The 17028-nt window shown below is 65.2% G+C and carries 19 protein-coding genes; 11 read left to right on the top strand and 8 right to left on the bottom strand.

All coding sequences use genetic code 11. From position 1 onward, the window contains the following. Positions 1 to 387, top strand: a 387-nt coding sequence (gene mltG / locus V6M48_RS06675) for an endolytic transglycosylase MltG (protein ID WP_332811753.1), incomplete at its 5' end; no start/stop codon positions are given. A gap of 16 nt (positions 388 to 403) precedes the next feature. On the opposite strand, the gene V6M48_RS06670 is transcribed toward mltG, so the two are convergent. From V6M48_RS06670 to surE, 6 genes are all read right to left on the bottom strand, one after another. Then, complete coding sequence (locus V6M48_RS06670; RefSeq protein WP_332811752.1) at positions 404 to 598, bottom strand: hypothetical protein; 195 nt, start codon at positions 596 to 598, stop codon at positions 404 to 406. A 118-nt stretch (positions 599 to 716) separates the two neighbouring features. Then, positions 717 to 1058, bottom strand: a complete 342-nt coding sequence (locus V6M48_RS06665) for a MarR family transcriptional regulator (protein ID WP_332811751.1) — start codon at positions 1056 to 1058, stop codon at positions 717 to 719. A 100-nt stretch (positions 1059 to 1158) separates the two neighbouring features. Further along, a complete protein-coding gene (locus tag V6M48_RS06660; protein ID WP_332811750.1) occupies positions 1159 to 2574 on the bottom strand; it encodes a leucyl aminopeptidase family protein in 1416 nt (471 codons plus the stop codon). A gap of 140 nt (positions 2575 to 2714) precedes the next feature. Continuing rightward, positions 2715 to 3329 (bottom strand): hypothetical protein, encoded by a 615-nt coding sequence (locus V6M48_RS06655; protein WP_332811749.1) that lies wholly within the window; start codon positions 3327 to 3329, stop codon positions 2715 to 2717. A gap of 166 nt (positions 3330 to 3495) precedes the next feature. Next, positions 3496 to 4830: a 30S ribosomal protein S12 methylthiotransferase RimO gene (rimO, locus tag V6M48_RS06650; protein ID WP_332811748.1), complete on the bottom strand. Its 1335-nt coding sequence runs from the start codon at positions 4828 to 4830 to the stop codon at positions 3496 to 3498. A 102-nt stretch (positions 4831 to 4932) separates the two neighbouring features. Then, on the bottom strand, positions 4933 to 5697 hold the full coding sequence (gene surE, locus V6M48_RS06645) for a 5'/3'-nucleotidase SurE (RefSeq protein WP_332811747.1): 765 nt from the start codon (positions 5695 to 5697) through the stop codon (positions 4933 to 4935). Positions 5698 to 5817: 120 nt separating this feature from the next. Here surE and V6M48_RS06640 point away from each other — a divergent pair, with 120 nt between their 5' ends. The 5 genes from V6M48_RS06640 (at position 5818) to V6M48_RS06620 (ending at position 9383) form a co-directional block, all read left to right on the top strand. Beyond that, complete coding sequence (locus tag V6M48_RS06640) at positions 5818 to 6258, top strand: host attachment family protein (protein ID WP_332811746.1); 441 nt, start codon at positions 5818 to 5820, stop codon at positions 6256 to 6258. 41 nt (positions 6259 to 6299) lie between these two features. Next, a complete protein-coding gene (locus V6M48_RS06635; RefSeq protein ID WP_332811745.1) occupies positions 6300 to 6863 on the top strand; it encodes a hypothetical protein in 564 nt (187 codons plus the stop codon). Positions 6864 to 7065: 202 nt separating this feature from the next. Further along, the gene (locus tag V6M48_RS06630; RefSeq protein ID WP_332811744.1) at positions 7066 to 7674 is read left to right on the top strand and encodes a hypothetical protein; all 609 of its coding nucleotides are present in this window, start codon (positions 7066 to 7068) and stop codon (positions 7672 to 7674) included. A 748-nt stretch (positions 7675 to 8422) separates the two neighbouring features. Further along, positions 8423 to 8884, top strand: a complete 462-nt coding sequence (dksA, locus tag V6M48_RS06625) for an RNA polymerase-binding protein DksA (protein WP_332811743.1) — start codon at positions 8423 to 8425, stop codon at positions 8882 to 8884. Positions 8885 to 9011: 127 nt separating this feature from the next. Continuing rightward, positions 9012 to 9383, top strand: a complete 372-nt coding sequence (locus V6M48_RS06620) for a PilZ domain-containing protein (protein WP_332811742.1) — start codon at positions 9012 to 9014, stop codon at positions 9381 to 9383. Between the two features lie 249 nt (positions 9384 to 9632). Here V6M48_RS06620 and V6M48_RS06615 read toward each other — a convergent pair whose 3' ends face one another. Next, the gene (locus V6M48_RS06615) at positions 9633 to 9788 is read right to left on the bottom strand and encodes a YdcH family protein (protein ID WP_332811741.1); all 156 of its coding nucleotides are present in this window, start codon (positions 9786 to 9788) and stop codon (positions 9633 to 9635) included. A gap of 154 nt (positions 9789 to 9942) precedes the next feature. On the opposite strand from V6M48_RS06615, the gene V6M48_RS06610 reads away from it, so the two are divergent. Then, complete coding sequence (locus V6M48_RS06610) at positions 9943 to 10152, top strand: YdcH family protein (RefSeq protein ID WP_332811740.1); 210 nt, start codon at positions 9943 to 9945, stop codon at positions 10150 to 10152. A 53-nt stretch (positions 10153 to 10205) separates the two neighbouring features. Beyond that, positions 10206 to 10664, top strand: a complete 459-nt coding sequence (locus V6M48_RS06605) for a DUF1465 family protein (RefSeq protein ID WP_332811739.1) — start codon at positions 10206 to 10208, stop codon at positions 10662 to 10664. Positions 10665 to 10814: 150 nt separating this feature from the next. Here V6M48_RS06605 and V6M48_RS06600 read toward each other — a convergent pair whose 3' ends face one another. Then, positions 10815 to 12305 carry a ShlB/FhaC/HecB family hemolysin secretion/activation protein gene (locus tag V6M48_RS06600; protein ID WP_332811738.1) on the bottom strand — a complete coding sequence of 497 codons (1491 nt, stop codon included), beginning with the start codon at positions 12303 to 12305 and terminating at the stop codon, positions 10815 to 10817. 316 nt (positions 12306 to 12621) lie between these two features. On the opposite strand from V6M48_RS06600, the gene V6M48_RS06595 reads away from it, so the two are divergent. From V6M48_RS06595 to V6M48_RS06585, 3 genes are all read left to right on the top strand, one after another. After that, positions 12622 to 14043 (top strand): FecR domain-containing protein, encoded by a 1422-nt coding sequence (locus V6M48_RS06595; RefSeq protein ID WP_332811737.1) that lies wholly within the window; start codon positions 12622 to 12624, stop codon positions 14041 to 14043. Positions 14044 to 14139: 96 nt separating this feature from the next. Next, positions 14140 to 16455, top strand: coding sequence for a putative bifunctional diguanylate cyclase/phosphodiesterase (locus V6M48_RS06590; RefSeq protein WP_332811754.1), 2316 nt, complete (start codon positions 14140 to 14142; stop codon positions 16453 to 16455). A gap of 218 nt (positions 16456 to 16673) precedes the next feature. After that, positions 16674 to 17028 (top strand): Rieske 2Fe-2S domain-containing protein (locus V6M48_RS06585; protein ID WP_332811736.1); only part of this gene is annotated, 355 nt, incomplete at its 3' end.

The following is a 17028-nucleotide window of genomic DNA, read 5'->3' as shown; positions in this document are numbered from 1 at the left end:
GTCGAGAAGGAGACCGGCAAGCCGTCCGAGCGGCGGATGGTCGCCGGCGTCTATTCCAACCGGCTCCGCCAGGGGATGAAGCTCGATGCCGATCCGACCGTCATCTATCCGGTGACCAAGGGCAAGCCGCTCGGGCGCCGCATCCTGCTTTCGGAGCTGCGCACCCGCAACGGCTACAATACTTATGCGATGGCGGGGCTTCCCGTCGGGCCGATCGCCAATCCGGGGCGCGAATCGATCGCGGCGGTGCTCGATCCGGCGCCGACCGAAGCGCTCTACTTCGTCGCCGACGGCACCGGCGGCCATGTCTTCGCAGCGACCTTGGCCGAGCACAATCGCAACCGCGCCAATTGGTATGCGCTCCGCCGCCAGCGGGGCGAGATGTAGCCGGCCCCGACGCCGCTCAGGCGTCGGTCAAAAGCTTTGCGGTCGCGACGTAGCCGACCCGGTGATCGGAGCAACGGTAGCCCCACGACCAGATCTTGCCCATGTCGAGGACCGCGAACGCCTCGCCGGGACATAGCTCGTAAAGCGCCTCCGACGCTTCGGACTCCTCCTGATGCGCGGCAAGCGGCTCGTCGCCGCACCGATAGATCACCGGGCGGACATAACGGGGCGCAAGGACGCGGCCGGCAAGCGCGATATCCGCCAGGTCGGTCCGATAGGCGTCGAACCGCGGATCGAGCGTGATCGACGGGCCGGTCAGCCCAAAGCGTTCAACCGTGCTGCAGGATGAACCCGCGATCCTTGGCCGGCTTTTGGGGGGAGCTTTCCTCCTCGATATTACGCTCGAAGCTTTCAAGGAACTCCTGCCCGATACTCGTTTTCGCGACGAAGACGTTGCGCCGATCAGCCTCGTCGCGAACGCGCCGCAGATAGCCCAGCGTACCGAGCGTGTTCAAGGCGCGCGTGATCACCGGCTTCGATACCCCCAATATGTTCGCCAAGCCGCGCACGGTGTGCGGTCCCGGGGTGAGATAGACGAGCAGCATCAACGCCATCTGGCGGTTGGTCAGGTCGGGCTGGCCCGACCTCACGTAGCTGATCAGGGCGGTCATCCAAGACTTCAGGGCGCGTTCGGACACTGGTGCCTTCTCCAATCTCGAGCCCCCAATGTTACGGGGCTAGAACCAGTCAGCACGGTTTTCGTTTCGTTAGCTATTGAGATTTCGACGCAAAACTTTCGCCGCGGTAACGCTGGTTAAGCATTTCCCAGATTGCGCGTAGGCCAAGCGCGTCGCCGCCCTTGGGGCGGCCTGGCTTGGCCGCGGCGCGCCAGGCGAAGGTGTCGAGATGCGCCCAGGCGCATTCTTCGGGAACGAATTTCTGGAGGAACAGCGCCGCGGTGACCGATCCTGCCATCGGCGCATCGGAGGCGTTGGCGATATCGGCGACGTCGGAGGACAGCATCTCGCGATAGGGTTCCCACAGCGGCAGCCGCCATAAAGGATCGCCTACCTTCTCCGCGGCAGCGGCGATCTCGCCGGCGAGCGCATCCTGGTTGGCGAACAGCGCCGGAAGATCGGGGCCGAGCGCGACTCGCGCGGCGCCGGTCAGGGTAGCGAAATCGACGATCAGCTCGGGCCCAGCCTCCGCCGCCCGCGCAAGCGCGTCGGCGAGGACCAGCCGGCCCTCGGCGTCGGTGTTGCCGATCTCCACCGTCAGCCCTTTGCGGCTCTTGAGGATGTCGCCTGGCCGGAACGCGGCGGCGGACACGGCATTCTCGACGGCGGGGATGAGCAGGTGGAGACGGACAGGGAGGCGGCTCCTGATGATCAGTGATGCCAGCGCGAGTGCGTGCGCGGCGCCGCCCATGTCCTTCTTCATCAGCCGCATGCCCGACGAAGGCTTGATGTCGAGTCCTCCGGAATCGAAGCACACGCCCTTGCCGATCACCGCGACTCGTGGGTGCCTGGTGTCGCCCCATTCGAGCTCGATCAGCCGTGGCGCGCGCTCGGCGGTCGCCGCCCGGCCGACCGCGGCGACCAGCGGATAGCCCGCCTCGAGCTTGGCGCCCGTGGTCGATGAAAAGGCAGCCGAACATTCCCTCGCGAGGTCGGCGACGGCGGCCTCGAGCTCCGCGGGGCCGAGATCGTTGGCGGGAATGTTGACCAGATCGCGGACCAGCGCAGTCGCTTCGGCGATCATGATCGCATCGTCGATCCGCGCCGGCTCGTCGGTGAGCAGGACGCGCGCGCCGGAGACGCTCGGCTCCTGCTTGTAGCGTTCGAACCGATATTGGCCGAGCAGCCAGCCGAGCATCGCCGGCCCGGGACTGCGTCCGGCGACTCTATAAACGCCTTCGGGCAGGGCTTCCGCCGCTTTGGCGAGGCACCAGGGGCTCAGCGCATCAAGCGTGGCGATGCCGACCGCGGCAGCCCAATCGTCGCCGCGCTCGCCGGGCAGGATCGCAAGTTGCGCGGGCTCGCCCTTGAAGCCTTGCGCGGCCGCAGCCTGGCGGCGCCGCTCCGGCTGATGTTTGAGCCAGGCCTCGAAGCCTTTCTTGTCGACAAGATCGATCGAGCGGGCGGGCTGCCCCCTGTCGGGCTGGAGGAGCGTCGCGAACGAGGTCATCCGAGCGCCCTAAAGCCTGATCGTTGGAGGTGGAAGCGCTTTGCGCTTCTGCCGAAGGGGTGAATCAGGCTCTATTCAAGGCCTAATCGTTTTTGGAGCGACGGGGAATCTCCGCGGCATTGCACCGCGGCCAAGGGCGATCAGCGCCGGCAGATCCGCACGGGGACGTCGCCTCCGCCGCGGCCGTCGGGAACCCATTTGGTCTCGCAACCCGGTGCCGAGCGCCCGGCGCTCACGCCGTCCGCCGCGGCCTCCTGGCGCCTGGGCGAGCGATAATATTCGTAGGGATAGGAACGATCATAATCGTAGACCGCGCGGCCATTGACCAAAGTCGCTTCGCCGCCGTTTCCGAAAAATCCGAACTGGTCTGGGGCAGGGGGTGTGCTCGCATAAGAGCCGTAATAGCCGTCATACCCACCGCCATAGCCGATTATGTCGTCTCCTTGATCACCGTGCCGGCCCGAATGTCTGCCGTGCCAACGGTGGTCGTAGCCATCGTTGCGGTCCGCGTGGCCTATGCCGAAGCCTTTGGCGTCGCCGAACACAAAGCCGGTGCCAAAGCCGAAGCCATTGCCGCTGTTGCGGTTGAAGCCATGGCGCCTTGGCGCGTGGCGGAACACGAGCGCGCCGCCGCTGCCGCCGCTCACCTTCGGAACGTGCCCGTACGAGCGCGGAACCATGGAGCTTTGCGCGAGCAGGGGGCTCGCGACTGCCATCGAGACGAAAGCCGTGATTGCGATCGATGAAAATCTCATACCGACCTCATGCGCAAGATGATCAACAAGCACTTCAGAAGAGCGAGTTTCGCACTTCGGGTGCGGTATCGCAATCGCTGCTGGGTCCCGCTTTGAGACGGTGCTGTCGAGAGATCGTGCCAGTGGGCTTTACGTGACGCGACTGTGCGGGAGACGGTTGGGCAGATCAGCCCTTCAGCGGCACCCCGAACAGGTCATGCTCGTCGGCATCCTCGATCAGCACCGGGACGATATCGCCGGGCTCGAGCCCCGCGGCGTCGCGCAGGTGGACCTCGCCGTCGATTTCGGGCGCGTCGGCCTTCGAGCGGCCGGTCGCGCCGCCCTCGCCGTCGGCGACATCGATGATCACGTCGAGTGTTCGGCCGACCTTGGCGAGCAGCTTGGCGGTCGAGATGGCGGCCGTCTTGGCCATCAGCCGCGCATAGCGCTCCTCCTTGACCTCATCGGGGACAGCGCCCGGGAGATCGTTCGCGGCAGCGCCCTGCACCGGCTCGAAACGGAACGCACCGACCCGGTCGAGCTGCGCTTCGTCCAGCCAGTCGAGCAGATAGTCGAAATCGGCTTCGGTCTCGCCGGGAAAGCCGACCACGAAGGTCGAGCGGATCGCGATATCGGGGCAGATCGCGCGCCAGGCCTTGACCCGCTCGAGCACCTTGAGATCGTTCGCCGGCCGCTTCATCGCGCGCAGCACCGAAGGCGAGGCGTGCTGGAACGGGATGTCGAGATAGGGCAGCACCAGCCCTTCCGCCATCAGCGGGATCACCTGGTCGACGTGCGGATAGGGGTAGACGTAGTGGAGGCGCACCCACGCCCCCAGCTTGCCGAGCTCGGCGGCGAGATCGGTCATATGCGCGCGAACCTCGCGTCCCTTCCACGGCCAGGCGGCATGGCGCAGATCGACACCATAGGCCGATGTATCCTGACTGATGACGAGCAGTTCCCTGGTGCCGGCCGCGACCAGTTTCTCGGCCTCGCGCAGGATCGCGTCGGGCCTGCGGCTGACGAGGTCGCCACGCAGCGAGGGAATGATGCAGAAGCTGCAGCGATGGTTGCAGCCTTCGGATATCTTCACATAGCTGTAGTGGCGCGGCGTCAGCTTGAGCCCGGCTTCGGGCACCAGGTTGAGGAACGCCGAAGGCGGGATCGGCGCGGCTTCGTGCACGGCCCCGACGACGCTCTCATATTGCGCCGGGCCGGTGATCGCGAGCACCGCGGGGAAGCGCGCACGGATCAGTTCGGCTTCCTTGCCCATGCAGCCGGTGACGATCACCCGCCCGTTCTCGGCGATCGCCTCGCCGATCGCGGCGAGGCTTTCCTCCTTGGCGGAATCGAGAAAGCCGCAGGTGTTGACCAGCACCACGTCCGCCGCCTCGTAATCGGGCGACAGCGCATAGCCGTCCGAGCGCAGCTTGGTCAGGATGCGTTCGGAATCGACCAGGGCTTTCGGACAGCCGAGCGAAACCATGCCGACCTTGGGCGGTGAAGGGAGCTGAAGTGCCATGAGTGGCGCCGAGATAGGGGTTTGGGCGAGGATTTCCTAGTCCCGACCGAGCGTCAGCGCTCGCTCGTGCCTTCACCCACTGCCGTCATCGCGGCGCTGCCGTCACGAATAGAGCTTGGCCAGCCTTTCGAGCGACGGCACGTGGGTCAGGTCGAGGTGGAGCGGCGTGACGGCGATATAGCCGTCGGCGACCGCCTCGAGATCTGTCGAATGGCTCGGCGTCTCGATCATCGGGCCGAGTCCGAACCAGAAATAATCATAGCCGCGCGTGTCGGTACGCTGGACGATGCGCAGGCGGCCGTAATCGCGCAGACCCTGCTGCGCGACGCGCACGCCGCGCACCTCGTCGGGCCCGAGCGCGGGAAAATTGACGTTGATCAGGGTCCGCGGCTCCATCGGCGTCGCGAGCAGGGGCGCGAGGATCCGTTCGCCCCACGCCTCCGCGGCCGAGTAGGGGACGCTGTCGCCCATCCCTTCGCGCGCATAGGCCTGGCTGAGCGCGATCGATGGGATGCCGGCTAGCGCACCCTCCATCGCCGCGGAGACGGTCCCCGAATAGGTCACGTCCTCGCCGAGATTGGCGCCGCGATTGACGCCGGACAGCACGAGATCGGGCCGATGGTCCTTCATCACATGGGCGATCGCCATCATCACCGAATCGGTCGGCGTGCCGGTCACGCAGAAGCGGCGCTCGCCGAGCTGGCGCAGCCGGACAGGCTCGGTCAGGGTCAGCGAGTGGCCGGTTCCGGACTGTTCCTCGGTCGGGGCGACGACCCAGATATCGTCCGAGAAGAGGCGCGCGATCTTTTCGAGGATCTTGAGCCCGGTCGCGTTCACGCCGTCGTCGTTGGTCAGCAGGATCCGCATCGGCGGGGCTATGGCGCGCGCGCCTGAGCGAGGCAAGCGGGGCAACCTGCGCTGTCATGCCGCGTTGAGGGGCAAAACCGAAGCGCCGGTCGAACCGGCGAGCAGTGTAAGGAGAACATGATGCACGTGCCCCACAACAGCTTTGTCCTCGTCGCCGACGGCAAGAAGATGCTGTTCTTCCGCAATGAAGGAGACGGTGAATTTCCCAAGCTCGAGGTGGAGCGCAAGGAGGTGCACGAAAATCCGGCGACCCGCGATCAGAAGACCGACGAGGCCGGTCGCGCGTTTTCGAGCGCGGGGCCGGGCCGTCACGCTTATTCCGAGACCGACTTTCATCAGCTCGAAGAGGATCGTTTCGCCGCCGAGGCCGCCGAGATGCTCAAGCAGCGGGCGCTTCGCAACGAATTCGATTCGCTGGTGATCGTGGCGCCGCCGCGCACCTTGGGCGAGTTGCGCAAACATTATCACAAGGAAGTGGAGAAGCGGCTCACTGCCGAGATCGCCAAGGATCTGACCGGTCATCCGGTCGAGGAGATTGAAAAAATTCTGATCGCCCAATAAGGTTCGGCTAGACAGGGATGTTCATCGGGTCAGGAGTGGTCATGCCATCAACTCGCAGGATATTGTTTTCATCTCTCGCGCTCGTGCTCGCCGCTGCGGCGGTGCCGGCGGCGGCGCAAACCGCTGCCGCGGGTGCTCAGGTTGCGGTCGCGGTCGGCGCGAAGGTCGTCGACACCGCCGGAGGCGAGGTCGGCACGGTCACGGCGATCCAAGGCGCCAATCTGCTCGTCAAGACCGACAAGCATGAGGTCGCGCTCCCGAAGACCTCGTTTACCCCGACCGACAAGGGGCTGCTGTTCGCGCTGACGCGCGCCCAGCTCAACGCCCAGGTCGACCAGCAGCTCGCTGCACAAGGGCCGGTGGTTTCGGTCGGTGCCACCGTCTACGATCCGCAGGGCGGCGTCGTCGGCACCGTCGAGGCGCTCGACGCCCAATTCGCGACCGTGAAGCTGCCCAACAGCACGGTCAAGCTTCCGGTCAGCGCGTTCGGCCGCGGCCCGAAAGGACCGCTGGTCGGCGAGACCGCGGCGGCCATCGAGGCGAAGGCGAATGCGGCAGGGGCGGCGAGCGCACCGGCCGCCGCAACGCCGCCGGCCGGCCAGTAAGCGCCACTTGCTGATAGGCGAAGGCCGCGTCCCTCGATCGAGGGACGCGGCCTTTTCTTTGTGTGGAGTGATTTCAAGTCAGGTAGAATCACCTGACGACTCGGAAATCACGGAAATAAAAGAAAAACTGGACTCAAGCCCGGTTCAATCAAACCGAATTGAGTCCATTTTACAGAAGATCTAGGCGCTTCAGGCTTCCGCTTTGCCGAGCTTCCGGCGAGCGACCAGTGCGGCCGCCGCGGCACCGAACAGGAGGATCATCGGCGGAGCCGGAACCGGCGTGCCGCCGCTCGATCCGCCGCTGGAACCGCCGCTCGAGCTTCCCGAGCTGGCGCTGCTGCTCGCGCTGCTGGCGCTGCTCGCCGAGCTGCTCGACGTGCTGGTGCTGCCGCCGAAGCTGCTCGATCCGCCGCTGCTCGCCGAAGAGCCGCTGCTGGCGCTGCTTCCCGACGACGCGCTGCTGCCCGAGCTGCCGCTCGATCCGCTCGAGCCGCTCGATGAATGCGGGGGCTTGTGCGGCTTGCCGCCCGACGAGCTGCTGCCCGAAGAGCCGCTCGAGCTGGCACTGCTGGCGCTCGAGCTGGCGCTGCTCGCCGAACTGCTCGACGCGGAGCTTCCCGACGAGGTCGAGGAGACGCCGCCAGTCGAGGTCGAGGAGATGCCGCCGGTCGAGGTCGAGCTGGAGGCGGTGAAGAAGGCATTGCCGCTGCTGCCGCCGAAGAAGCCGCCGCTGAAGAAGCCGCCGCCGAAACCGCCGCCGAAGCCGCCCGAGCCGCCGATCACGACTGCTCCGCCGCTGCCACCCGCATAGGGGGGAGGGGGCGGCAAGGGAGCCGCGTAAGTGACCGTCCGAGTCGTCGTGGTCGTGCCGGGAATCACCTCGCGTTGGGTCTTGGCGACGTGGGCGCGCTTGACCCGATGCGGCTTGTAGGCTTCGCGGTGGCGAACCTTGGACTTGACCTTCTTGACGATGGCCGGCCGGGGGTTCGGATTTGCAGACACGTGAACGGCACCGCCGCCGATGACGGCACCGCCGCAAGTGCAGGCGCATAATTTCGCTAGAGCCATTTTGACGGACATTACCAACACCCCGTTTCAAGCCGGCAACCTGCGATTGGAAAAAGCCAGTCGCCGCAGTCTTGCCCGGCAATTGATGTGAAGATGCCGACCCGCGAGCGAAGCGCAATGTCGTTAACCACGTTCTTTGGGTTAATGGGCCGCTTGCGGGCTGTTCCTGCCGCTTTCGTCCCATTAGTGGACAACGGACTGGCGCAGGTGAACATGTTCGTCGCGGCAAGTTGCTTCGCGGCGCGGTGATCGGCGGCGCGCTGGGGTGATTCGCACGCCGAAACCCCCGTCCTCGCTTCCAGCACGCGACCGGCATAAATGTCACGCCGCCACCGAAAAGAAGATCGGTTTTTTCAACCGCGATTTGAATGGCTTGTTCTAGCTTTGGCGCGCGAGTATAGGCGCCCTGGGGCAGCACCGATTTCGAGGAACGAAGTGGGTGCAAGGACTTACCGGCTGGCGGTTGCCAGCGTGTAGTGAGTGGAGGGGTTATGGCGACGGCATTGAACGAAGTTCATGGTTCGAGCTCCAGTCTTGCGGGGCGCGGCAAAGCGCCAGCGTACCGGCCGAGCGCGAACGAGGAGTTCATGAACCCGGCACAACTGGCTTATTTCCGCCAGAAGCTGCTGGAGTGGAAGGACGCAATCATCCGCGAGTCGCGCGACACGATGGCGCAACTCAAGAGCGGTCCCATCCGGGAAGCTGATCTGACCGACCGCGCGTCGAGCGAGACCGATTGGTCGATCGAGCTTCGCACCCGCGATCGCCAGCGCAAGCTGATCGCAAAGATCGACGCGGCGCTGCGCCGCATCGAGCAGGGTGAATATGGCTTTTGCGAAGTGACCGGCGAGCCGATCTCGCTCGCCCGGCTCGAGGCTCGGCCAATTGCGACGATGACGGTCGAGGCTCAGGAGCGGCACGAGCGCCAGGAGCGCGTTTCGCGCGACGACTGAACCGGCATAAAATTGCCGCGGCCGTAGAAGTTTCGGCCGTTCGTTAACCGTATCGCGACCATTTCCCGCCTATTTTCGAGCGACGGCCGTTCGCCCCGGCCGATTTAGATCGTGCAGGAACAGGTTCGTGGCCGATATTGATCCGTTGAACAGCAGCGCGCACAACGTCGATGACGGGCGGAGAACCGCTGCCCGCGACAGCCTTTTCCTATCCGCGACGATCCGTCCGCGGGGCGACACCGGCGAGGAGCCGAGCCCGGTCCGCGTGCGCAACCTCTCGGCGGACGGCATGATGGCCGATTATCACGACGCGAGCGTGCCCGGCGATGCGGTCGTCGTCACCTTGCGCGGCATCGGCTCGGTTCCCGGCAAGGTCGCCTGGGTGGGGCAGGGCCGCATCGGCATCGCGTTCGATGTCGAGGTCGATCCAAAGCTGGCGCGCAAGCCCGTCACCACGACGCCCCGGCCGCTTCCGCCGCCGCTGCGTCCGATCTTCTAAACCGCGACTTCTGCGATGTTTTGAGGTGGGGCGGCATCGGCGCGCCCTTCAGGTGGCACTGTTGGACCGCAGCGGCTGGGCCGCTGTCCTGAAGCGCGCGCCGACCCCCCAGACCTTGATCGTTTCAGGCTGGGCCTGAAACGTGAATCAAGGTCGCAACCATTTGAAAGAGCCTGATTCACGCTTTCGGCGGAAGCGCGAAGCGCTTCCACCTCAAACGATCAGGCTCTGGCAGTGGGACCGGTCCCGTCAGATGCGGGACATTTCTTCCTTCAGCCTGAGCTTCTCTTTCTTGAGACGGGAAATCGTCGCCAGATCCGGCTGCGGCCGCTGATTCTCCTCGTTGATGCGAGCGTCCAGACCAGCATGTCTGTTTGCCAATGCCGAAAAATGCGCGTTCTCCATTCCCAACTCCTTCTGGTTCAAGGTGGTAGAAGCGTTAGAACATCACCGCTTGATCTTGTCTCCAGCCTTCGAGGCAGCCGCCCAGATATGTACGACGATCCGTTGATGAACTACTTATAGCGCAGGTCGGAGCGGCTGAGTAGGCGACACGAGCATGGTGAATTGGTCCAATCCTGACGGCGCGGCATTGCGCCTCGCGGCGTTGCGCGACGCGCACCGCGACCTGGATGTGGCGATCGACGTGCTGTGCGGCACCTCGGTGCCCGATCAGCTGCAGCTCGCCCGGCTCAAGAAGCGCAAGCTGCGCCTCAAGGACGAGATCGCGGTGCTCGAAGATGCTCTGATTCCGGACATCATCGCCTGAGTTCACCTTCTTTCGCCGTTCACCTTCCTCCAGGTCTGTGGCACCGTCTGCCGATGTCGACTGACTCCACCGGCTCGCGACTCACTTCGAAGCTCGTCGATTCGCTCTATGTCGAAGCGATGGTGCTCGCCGACGAAGCACGGGCCTATTTCGATCTCCACGGCCGCGACGAGCGTTTGTCGCTCGATCCGATCGTGCGAGTCGGCTTTTCCTGCGAGTCGCTCAAGGTCACCACAAGGCTGATGCATGTCATCGCCTGGCTTTTGACCCAGCGCGCGGTGCAGGCGGGCGAGCTCACAGCCGCCGAGGCGGTCAGCCCCACCCGGCGTCTGGGCGATGCGGTGGAAAGCGATCCGGCACTTCTCGAAAAGCTGCCCGAGGGCGCGTTGCAGCTCGTTCACGCGAGCCGTGAGCTTTATGCGCGCGTGCAGCGGCTCGATGACGGCGGATCGATCGATGCGCACACCAGCCCGGCCCGCAGCTTGATGAGTCGCTTGCAACGCTCGTTGTAATTTCAGTGACTTGCCCGTCTTTGCTGCGAACATCTCTGAATCTTTTCTCGGCTGCCACCGGTCCGTGCCCGGCGTCGCGCAGACCGTCTCGTCGGTGATCTTCCCGGTGATGACGTCAAGACGTCGCGCGGCGTGACGACCGAGGCCGCGCTAGAATTGGGTGGCGAGCGTGTAGGAAATGCGCGGATCATAATCCTTCGCAGCGGCGCCGTCGCGCAGCGGCACGCCGATCTCGAGCCCGGCTTCGATACGGTCGAAGCCGACGCGCACGCCGCCTCCCGCCGAGGCGAGCGAGCCGGAGCCGAAGCCCTGGCGGTGATTGTCGACTTCGCCGGCATCCACAAAGGCATAGATTTGTGCCGCCGTGTCCTTGGGAAGCCGGACGTTCCAGCGCAGCTCGGCCGAACCGGCGACGCCATCGTCGCCCGAATATTCGAGATAGTCATAGCCGCGCAGGAAATAGCGGCCGCCCAGGCCCATCTCCTCGCTCGAGAGCAAGGGGCGGGAGGCAATTTGTCCTTCGGCCTGCAGGGCAAGGCTGAAGTTTCCGCCTAAGCTGCGTTCGTAGCCTGTCCAGAATTCGACCTTGGAGAAGATCGCGCTGCCGTCGCGCCGCGACGCAAGGCGGTCGCCACCGGTCGTGGCGTCGAACAGTTTCAGGCCTTTCTTGTAGGTGAGGCGCGTGCGAAGCCGGCCTGATGCGACTGCAGCGGTGCCGTAAAGCGACGCCGACAGCGCCGTGATGCGGTCGTCCCTGAAGGTGATGTCGCGCAGCGACTGGCTGGCATCGAGGATGCCGAAATCGAGATAGGCCCACACGCTGGCAGCGCGGGTGCGCAGCAATGGGTGGCTGACCCCCACTTCTGCATAGCTGCTCCGCCCCTCGATGTCGCGACCCTTGAGCGAGCCGCCGGCGTGGGTGCGGGCGTGATAGCCCGAAACATGCACTTCGGCCCCGCCGGTGCCGATGCCCTTGGCGTAGCCGACGTTGACGAGCTGAAACTCGCGCGGCTGGAGCGGCGTCAGGCTCGCGCCGATCGTCAGCCGATCGTCATGCGCGAGCACGCCGTTGATGTCGGCACTCACCCGTGCCCGGATGGGGCCCACTTCGTGCGAGCCCCAATTGTCGAACCCCGCCCGGACGCGCACACGCTCGCGTTCGGCAGCCACGATCAGCAGCCGGCGTCCGTCGACACGCTGCAGCCGCGCTTTGCCGAGCTTTACGCCATCGAGATCACCCGCAAGCAGCAGCTGACGCTCGAGCAGGGCCGTTGTCACCGGCTCGCCCGTCGCCAGCACGGCCAGCATGCGCGTGGCGGCCGCCGATGCGCTGCCCTCTACGCGCACCTCGTCGATGCGTCCTTCGTCGAGCATCACCCGGATGATGCCGTTCGTGATCTTCTGCGCCGGAATCCAGGCGGTGGCGAGGCCGTAGCCGCGCGCTCTGGTGACGGCGGCGATGTCGGACACGAGCGCCTTGAGATCAGCCGACGAAAGCGTCCGTCCGACATAGCTATCGATGATCGGTGCGAAAGCCGCGGGCGGGATGACGCTCGCACCCTCGACTCGAATGGCACCGACCACCACCGCCTGATCCAGCTCGATCGCGGCGGGAGCGGTCGTCTCGAGGCGCGGAGGCAATTGTCTCTGCCGCTCCGGCTCCTTCTGACGCAATTGTTCCACGACCACCGCGGGATTTGCTTTATCGACCGGTGATTGGCTGGCGCCGGCGGGGGTGGCCAGCGACAGCGTCGAGACTGCTATGAAAAGAAAACGGAGACCGAGCGGCATTGGCAGACCATTGTTTTGACTGCCGTTCCTTTACCAATCACAGGTTAAATTTTTGATTAGCCGCCGTTGGGGATTAGGAGATCGTAAACCACCCCTGTTGAGACGATGACAACATCTCGCACCTATTCAAGATCGGCGGCAGGTGTCTGCTGCGGGGAGATGGGGTATGCGTAAGATCATCATCGGCTTGTCGCCATTATTGTTGGCGATTCCCTCGATTTCTATTGCGGCTCCTTTGCAATGGCAAGTGAGCGAGGCCAGCGGCGAGGTCCGCCTCACGCATGACGGCCAATCGCGGGCGGCGGTGCGTGGCGCATTGCTCGCTTCAGGCTCGACGATCACCACTGGCGCCAGGGCGCGCGCCGTGATCGTACGCGGTGAGGAATTCGTCGTGATCTCGCCGGGCAGCCAATTGCGCGTGCCGGCAGCCAATAGCCCCAACACGGTCATGCAGATGATCGAGGACTTTGGCACCGCGGTGTTCAAGATCAAGAAGAAGAGCACGCCGCATTTCGGGGTGCAGACACCCTATCTCGCCGCCGTGGTCAAAGGGACGACCTTCACCGTGACGGTTGGTCCCGAAGGCGGATCGGTGCAAGTCACCGAGGGGGCCGTCGAAGTGTCGACGCTCGATGGCGGCGCGGCCGATCTCGTCGAACCTGGCGATATCGCCAGCGTCGGCGCGAGCGACCTTTACCAGCTCACCATCGAGGGCGACGGCAGCAAGATCATCCGTTCCGAAAAAGGCCCTGCTGCGAGCGGCGTCGTGACGTCGTCCAACGCTCTGCCGGCGCAAGGCGCGTCCGCGACATCGACGGTTGCGGCATCCGGGACGGGCGCCTTCAGCGGACCGGCGACGCAATCCTTCACGATCGGTTTCGCCATCGCGGAAAATCCGCAATCGCTCGGTGCGGTCACGGACGGGCTGGTCGAAGGTGACCTCGCAATGGAATTCGCTGCGGCCGCGGTGCACGACATGCGCGGCCCGGACGGCCGCCTCAATTCGCAAGATGGCGATACACGAGGCGGCAGCAACGCGGCTCCCGGCCAGGGTAACGACACGCCCGGCAGGAGCGGCGACGCTCCGGGGCAGGTCGGCGACACGCCCGGCAAGAGCGGCGATGCTCCCGGCCAGGTCGGGGATAGGCCCGGCAACAGCGGCGAGGCCCCCGGTCAGGTCGGCGTGACGCCGGGTAAGGGCGGCGAGGCCCCCGGCCAGGTCGACGGCACGCCCGGCAACAATGGCGAGGCTCCCGGGCAGGTCGACGAGACGCCGGGCAACAGCGGCGAGATCCCGGGAAACTCGGGCAGCGACAACTCCGGCAGCGGCAGCGACAACTCAGGCAGCGGCAACTCCGGCAGCGGTAGCGACAACTCGGGCAGCGGCAGCAGCAACTCGGGCAGCGGCAGCAACGGGTCTGACACAAGCGCCGACGCGGCAGCGGAAAAAGCTGCCAAGGAAGCCGAACAGGCAGCTGCAGATGCAGCCGAAGAAGCCGCAAAAGCCGCGGAAGAAGCAGCGAAAGAGGCAGCGAAGGCGGATAACGGCCTCTGCGTCGCCGGCGCCGTCTGCGTGAACATCCTTTGACGCCGGTGGCCGGCACGACGGGCGCGGGGGGATAACCCGCGCCGCAATCCTGAAGCAGGCGTGGATGCAGTGCTGAAACTGACGCTTTTCACGAAAATGCTCGCCAGGCGCCGCGCCATCATGGTGATGATGGCCGCGGCGTTTGGCTTGTTCGTGGCGGTATCCGGAGCAGGGCAGGCTTTCGATCACTTTCTCCGGCAGTTACGCGATGCCGTTCGCATGCATTCTGCAAGTGGGACAGTGCAGATCGTCGAGATCGACGCGCGAAGTCTCGCGGCGATCGACAAATGGCCGTGGCCGCGCGGGCACCACGCCGAGGCGATCGACCGCCTGCGCAAGGCGCAGGTGCGATCGATCGCGTTCGACGTCGACTTTTCGGCAGCGTCCACACTCGCCGAGGATGCACGGCTGGCCCAGGCCCTCGAGCGCGCCGGCGGAAGCGTGATCCTTCCCACCTTTCGCCAGCAGGCGAGCGCCGGAAGCTCGGACTTCATCGACTCTATTCCTGCCAAGCCATTTGTCGACAAGGCTTTTCTTGCGGCGGTCACCGTCTTTCCAGACCGCGATGGCCTCGTTCGGCATATGCCGCTCGGGGCCGAGACGGCAGGTGTGCCGCGGCCCTCGTTGGCGAGCATGGTGGCCGAGCGCGAAGCCGAGATCGGCCGCCTTTTCGAAGTGGATTATGCGATCGATCCGTCTTCGATCCCACGGCACAGCTTCATCGATCTGATCTCGGGCCGCATTCCGGCTTCCGCGCTTGCCGGCAAGCGCATCATCATCGGCGCGACCGCGATCGAAATGGGCGATCGCTATGTCGTTCCCCATTACGGCGTCCTTCCAGGCGTGGTGATCCAGGCGTTGGCGGCGGAAACGCTGATCGAGGGCGCCATTCCACAGCATTATGGTCCGGCCTTGCCGCTCGCGCTCGCGCTGCTGATCATCCTTCTCTGCGCGCGCCGGGGTGCTCGAGCCCGCCGGAGCGTCCTATTTGCCGCCGGAACCCTGTTCATCTTCGCGCTGCCGCTTGCCACCGAAGAATATGCGGCTTTGTCGTTCGACATCGCGGCCGCTGCTGCTGCCCTGGCCGCAGCGGCATGCGTTGCCAGCGCGGCCTTGCTCGCCGAGCGCTATCGGGCGCGGGTGATGACGGACGCCGCAACCGGTCTTCCGAACCTCGCCGCGCTCGAGGAGTCGGCGAACCTGACCGGCTTTGCCACGATCGTCGTCGCGAGCATCGACCGTTTCGCTGCGATCGCATCGGGATTGGGCGCCGAGAACACCGCGAAACTGGTTTCGAGGGTCGCGGACCGGCTGCATGTCATCAATGGCGAAGCGCCGATCTATCGGACCGACGAGGCCAGCCTCGCTTGGCTCGAGCGGGACGACGATCCTGCCACGCTCGAGGACCGGCTTCAGGCGATCATTTCGGTGATGCGCTCGCCGGTCGATTGCGGACGGCTGGTCGACGTTGCGCTCACCCTCGGCATGGCCGACGCGGCGGCCGAAGACGAAGACGGCGGTTCGCCTGATCCCAGGCAGCTGGTCGCGAATGCGTCGCTCGCGGCCTTGCATGCATCGCGCAAGGGCCTGCGCTGGGAACGCTTCACCGGCCGCGACAGCGACGAGACCAATTGGCATTTGTCGCTGCTCGGCGAACTCGACGCGGCGATGGCGTCGGGCGAGGTCTGGAACGCCTATCAGCCGCAGCTCGACCTCGTCAGCGGCGAGATCATCGCTGCCGAAGCGCTGGTGCGCTGGCTTCATCCCCAGCGTGGCCCGATCGCACCCGACAATTTCATCCCGCTGGTCGAGGAGCATGGCCGGGCACGCGACCTTACCTTCCACGTGCTGGTGCGTGCACTCGAGGATGCGGTCGGATGGGAGGTTGCGGGGCGTCCGATCGGCGTGGCGGTCAACGTCTCGGCGACCCTGCTCGGCGACACGGACTTCATTGAGCAGGTCAGGGAGACCTTGGAGAATTCGCCATTGCCCAATGACCGGGTGACGATCGAGGTCACCGAATCGGCGGCGATGAACAATCCCGAAACGGCGATCGCCGCGCTCGCAAGCTGGCGGGCGCTCGGCATCAATATTTCGATCGACGATTATGGCACCGGTCAGTCCTCGCTCGGTTATTTGCAGAAGCTTCCGGCGACCGAGCTCAAGGTCGACAAGAGCTTCATCCAGGCGATCAACAGCGATCCGCGCAACGCCATCATGGTGCGCTCGACGATCGCCTTGGCGCACGAGCTGGGGATCAAGGTGGTCGCTGAGGGCATCGAAGACGCCGCCTGTCTCGCGACATTGGCGGAGATGGGCTGCGATACGGCCCAGGGCTATCATATCGGCCGGCCGATGTCGGCCGCCAACCTCGCGATCTTCCTCAAGGGCAATTTGCGCGACGCCGCCTGACCGCGTCACTCGACCACCGCTGTGCAGGGCTGCTGCTTCCCCGGACCCGTTGCCTACGGGCAGGCGTTCGAAATGCGAGCCGTAATAATCGTCTGGCCGCTCGGGAGGCTCTGGGCGCGCGACGCGATCCTCGATATAGGGGGCGCTGCGGCCGATGCGACGGCAAGATCAGCAGATCTGTCGTTGCGACGACTCCGGCCGCGGTGTGGAGGATGCGCATGACCCGAATGGACCCGAGCAAAGCAACCACGGCGAAGCAGTTGCGCCCGTACACTCGGCCGTTGATCAAGAACGCCTGGTATGTCGTCGGCTGGGCGGAAGAATTCGGCGAAACGCCGTTCGCGCGCCGTATCCTCAACGAGCCGATCCTGTTCTACCGCGCGAGCAGCGGCGAGCCGGTCGCGGTGCTCGACGTCTGCCCGCACAAATTGGCGCCGATGCGGCTCGGCCAGCGCATCGGCGACGACATGCAATGCGGCTATCATGGCCTCAGGTTCGACAAAAATGGCGTCTGCGTCCACAACCCGCAGGGCAACGGCATCATCCCGCCCAACGCCAAGCTCAAATCCTATC

The organism is Sphingomonas sp. (genome assembly GCF_036677245.1).
In the GTDB taxonomy this organism is placed as follows: Bacteria; Pseudomonadota; Alphaproteobacteria; order Sphingomonadales; family Sphingomonadaceae; genus Allosphingosinicella.
The sequence above is the reverse complement of the archived record's forward strand: the minus strand, read 5'-3'. Positions and strand labels throughout refer to the sequence as shown.

What these genes read in the sequence shown, in the direction of transcription:
- V6M48_RS06655 (WP_332811749.1), bottom strand. Translation starts at nt 3,329, where the DNA reads ATGAGATTTTCATCGATCGCAATCACGGCTTTCGTCTCGATGGCAGTC.
- rimO (WP_332811748.1), bottom strand. Translation starts at nt 4,830, where the DNA reads ATGGCACTTCAGCTCCCTTCACCGCCCAAGGTCGGCATGGTTTCGCTC.
- V6M48_RS06635 (WP_332811745.1), top strand. Translation starts at nt 6,300, where the DNA reads ATGCCATCAACTCGCAGGATATTGTTTTCATCTCTCGCGCTCGTGCTC.
- V6M48_RS06615 (WP_332811741.1), bottom strand. Translation starts at nt 9,788, where the DNA reads ATGGAGAACGCGCATTTTTCGGCATTGGCAAACAGACATGCTGGTCTG.
- V6M48_RS06660 (WP_332811750.1), bottom strand. Translation starts at nt 2,574, where the DNA reads ATGACCTCGTTCGCGACGCTCCTCCAGCCCGACAGGGGGCAGCCCGCC.
- surE (WP_332811747.1), bottom strand. Translation starts at nt 5,697, where the DNA reads ATGCGGATCCTGCTGACCAACGACGACGGCGTGAACGCGACCGGGCTC.
- V6M48_RS06665 (WP_332811751.1), bottom strand. Translation starts at nt 1,058, where the DNA reads ATGACCGCCCTGATCAGCTACGTGAGGTCGGGCCAGCCCGACCTGACC.
- V6M48_RS06610 (WP_332811740.1), top strand. Translation starts at nt 9,943, where the DNA reads ATGGTGAATTGGTCCAATCCTGACGGCGCGGCATTGCGCCTCGCGGCG.
- V6M48_RS06595 (WP_332811737.1), top strand. Translation starts at nt 12,622, where the DNA reads ATGCGTAAGATCATCATCGGCTTGTCGCCATTATTGTTGGCGATTCCC.
- dksA (WP_332811743.1), top strand. Translation starts at nt 8,423, where the DNA reads ATGGCGACGGCATTGAACGAAGTTCATGGTTCGAGCTCCAGTCTTGCG.
- V6M48_RS06640 (WP_332811746.1), top strand. Translation starts at nt 5,818, where the DNA reads ATGCACGTGCCCCACAACAGCTTTGTCCTCGTCGCCGACGGCAAGAAG.
- V6M48_RS06605 (WP_332811739.1), top strand. Translation starts at nt 10,206, where the DNA reads ATGTCGACTGACTCCACCGGCTCGCGACTCACTTCGAAGCTCGTCGAT.
- V6M48_RS06590 (WP_332811754.1), top strand. Translation starts at nt 14,140, where the DNA reads ATGCTCGCCAGGCGCCGCGCCATCATGGTGATGATGGCCGCGGCGTTT.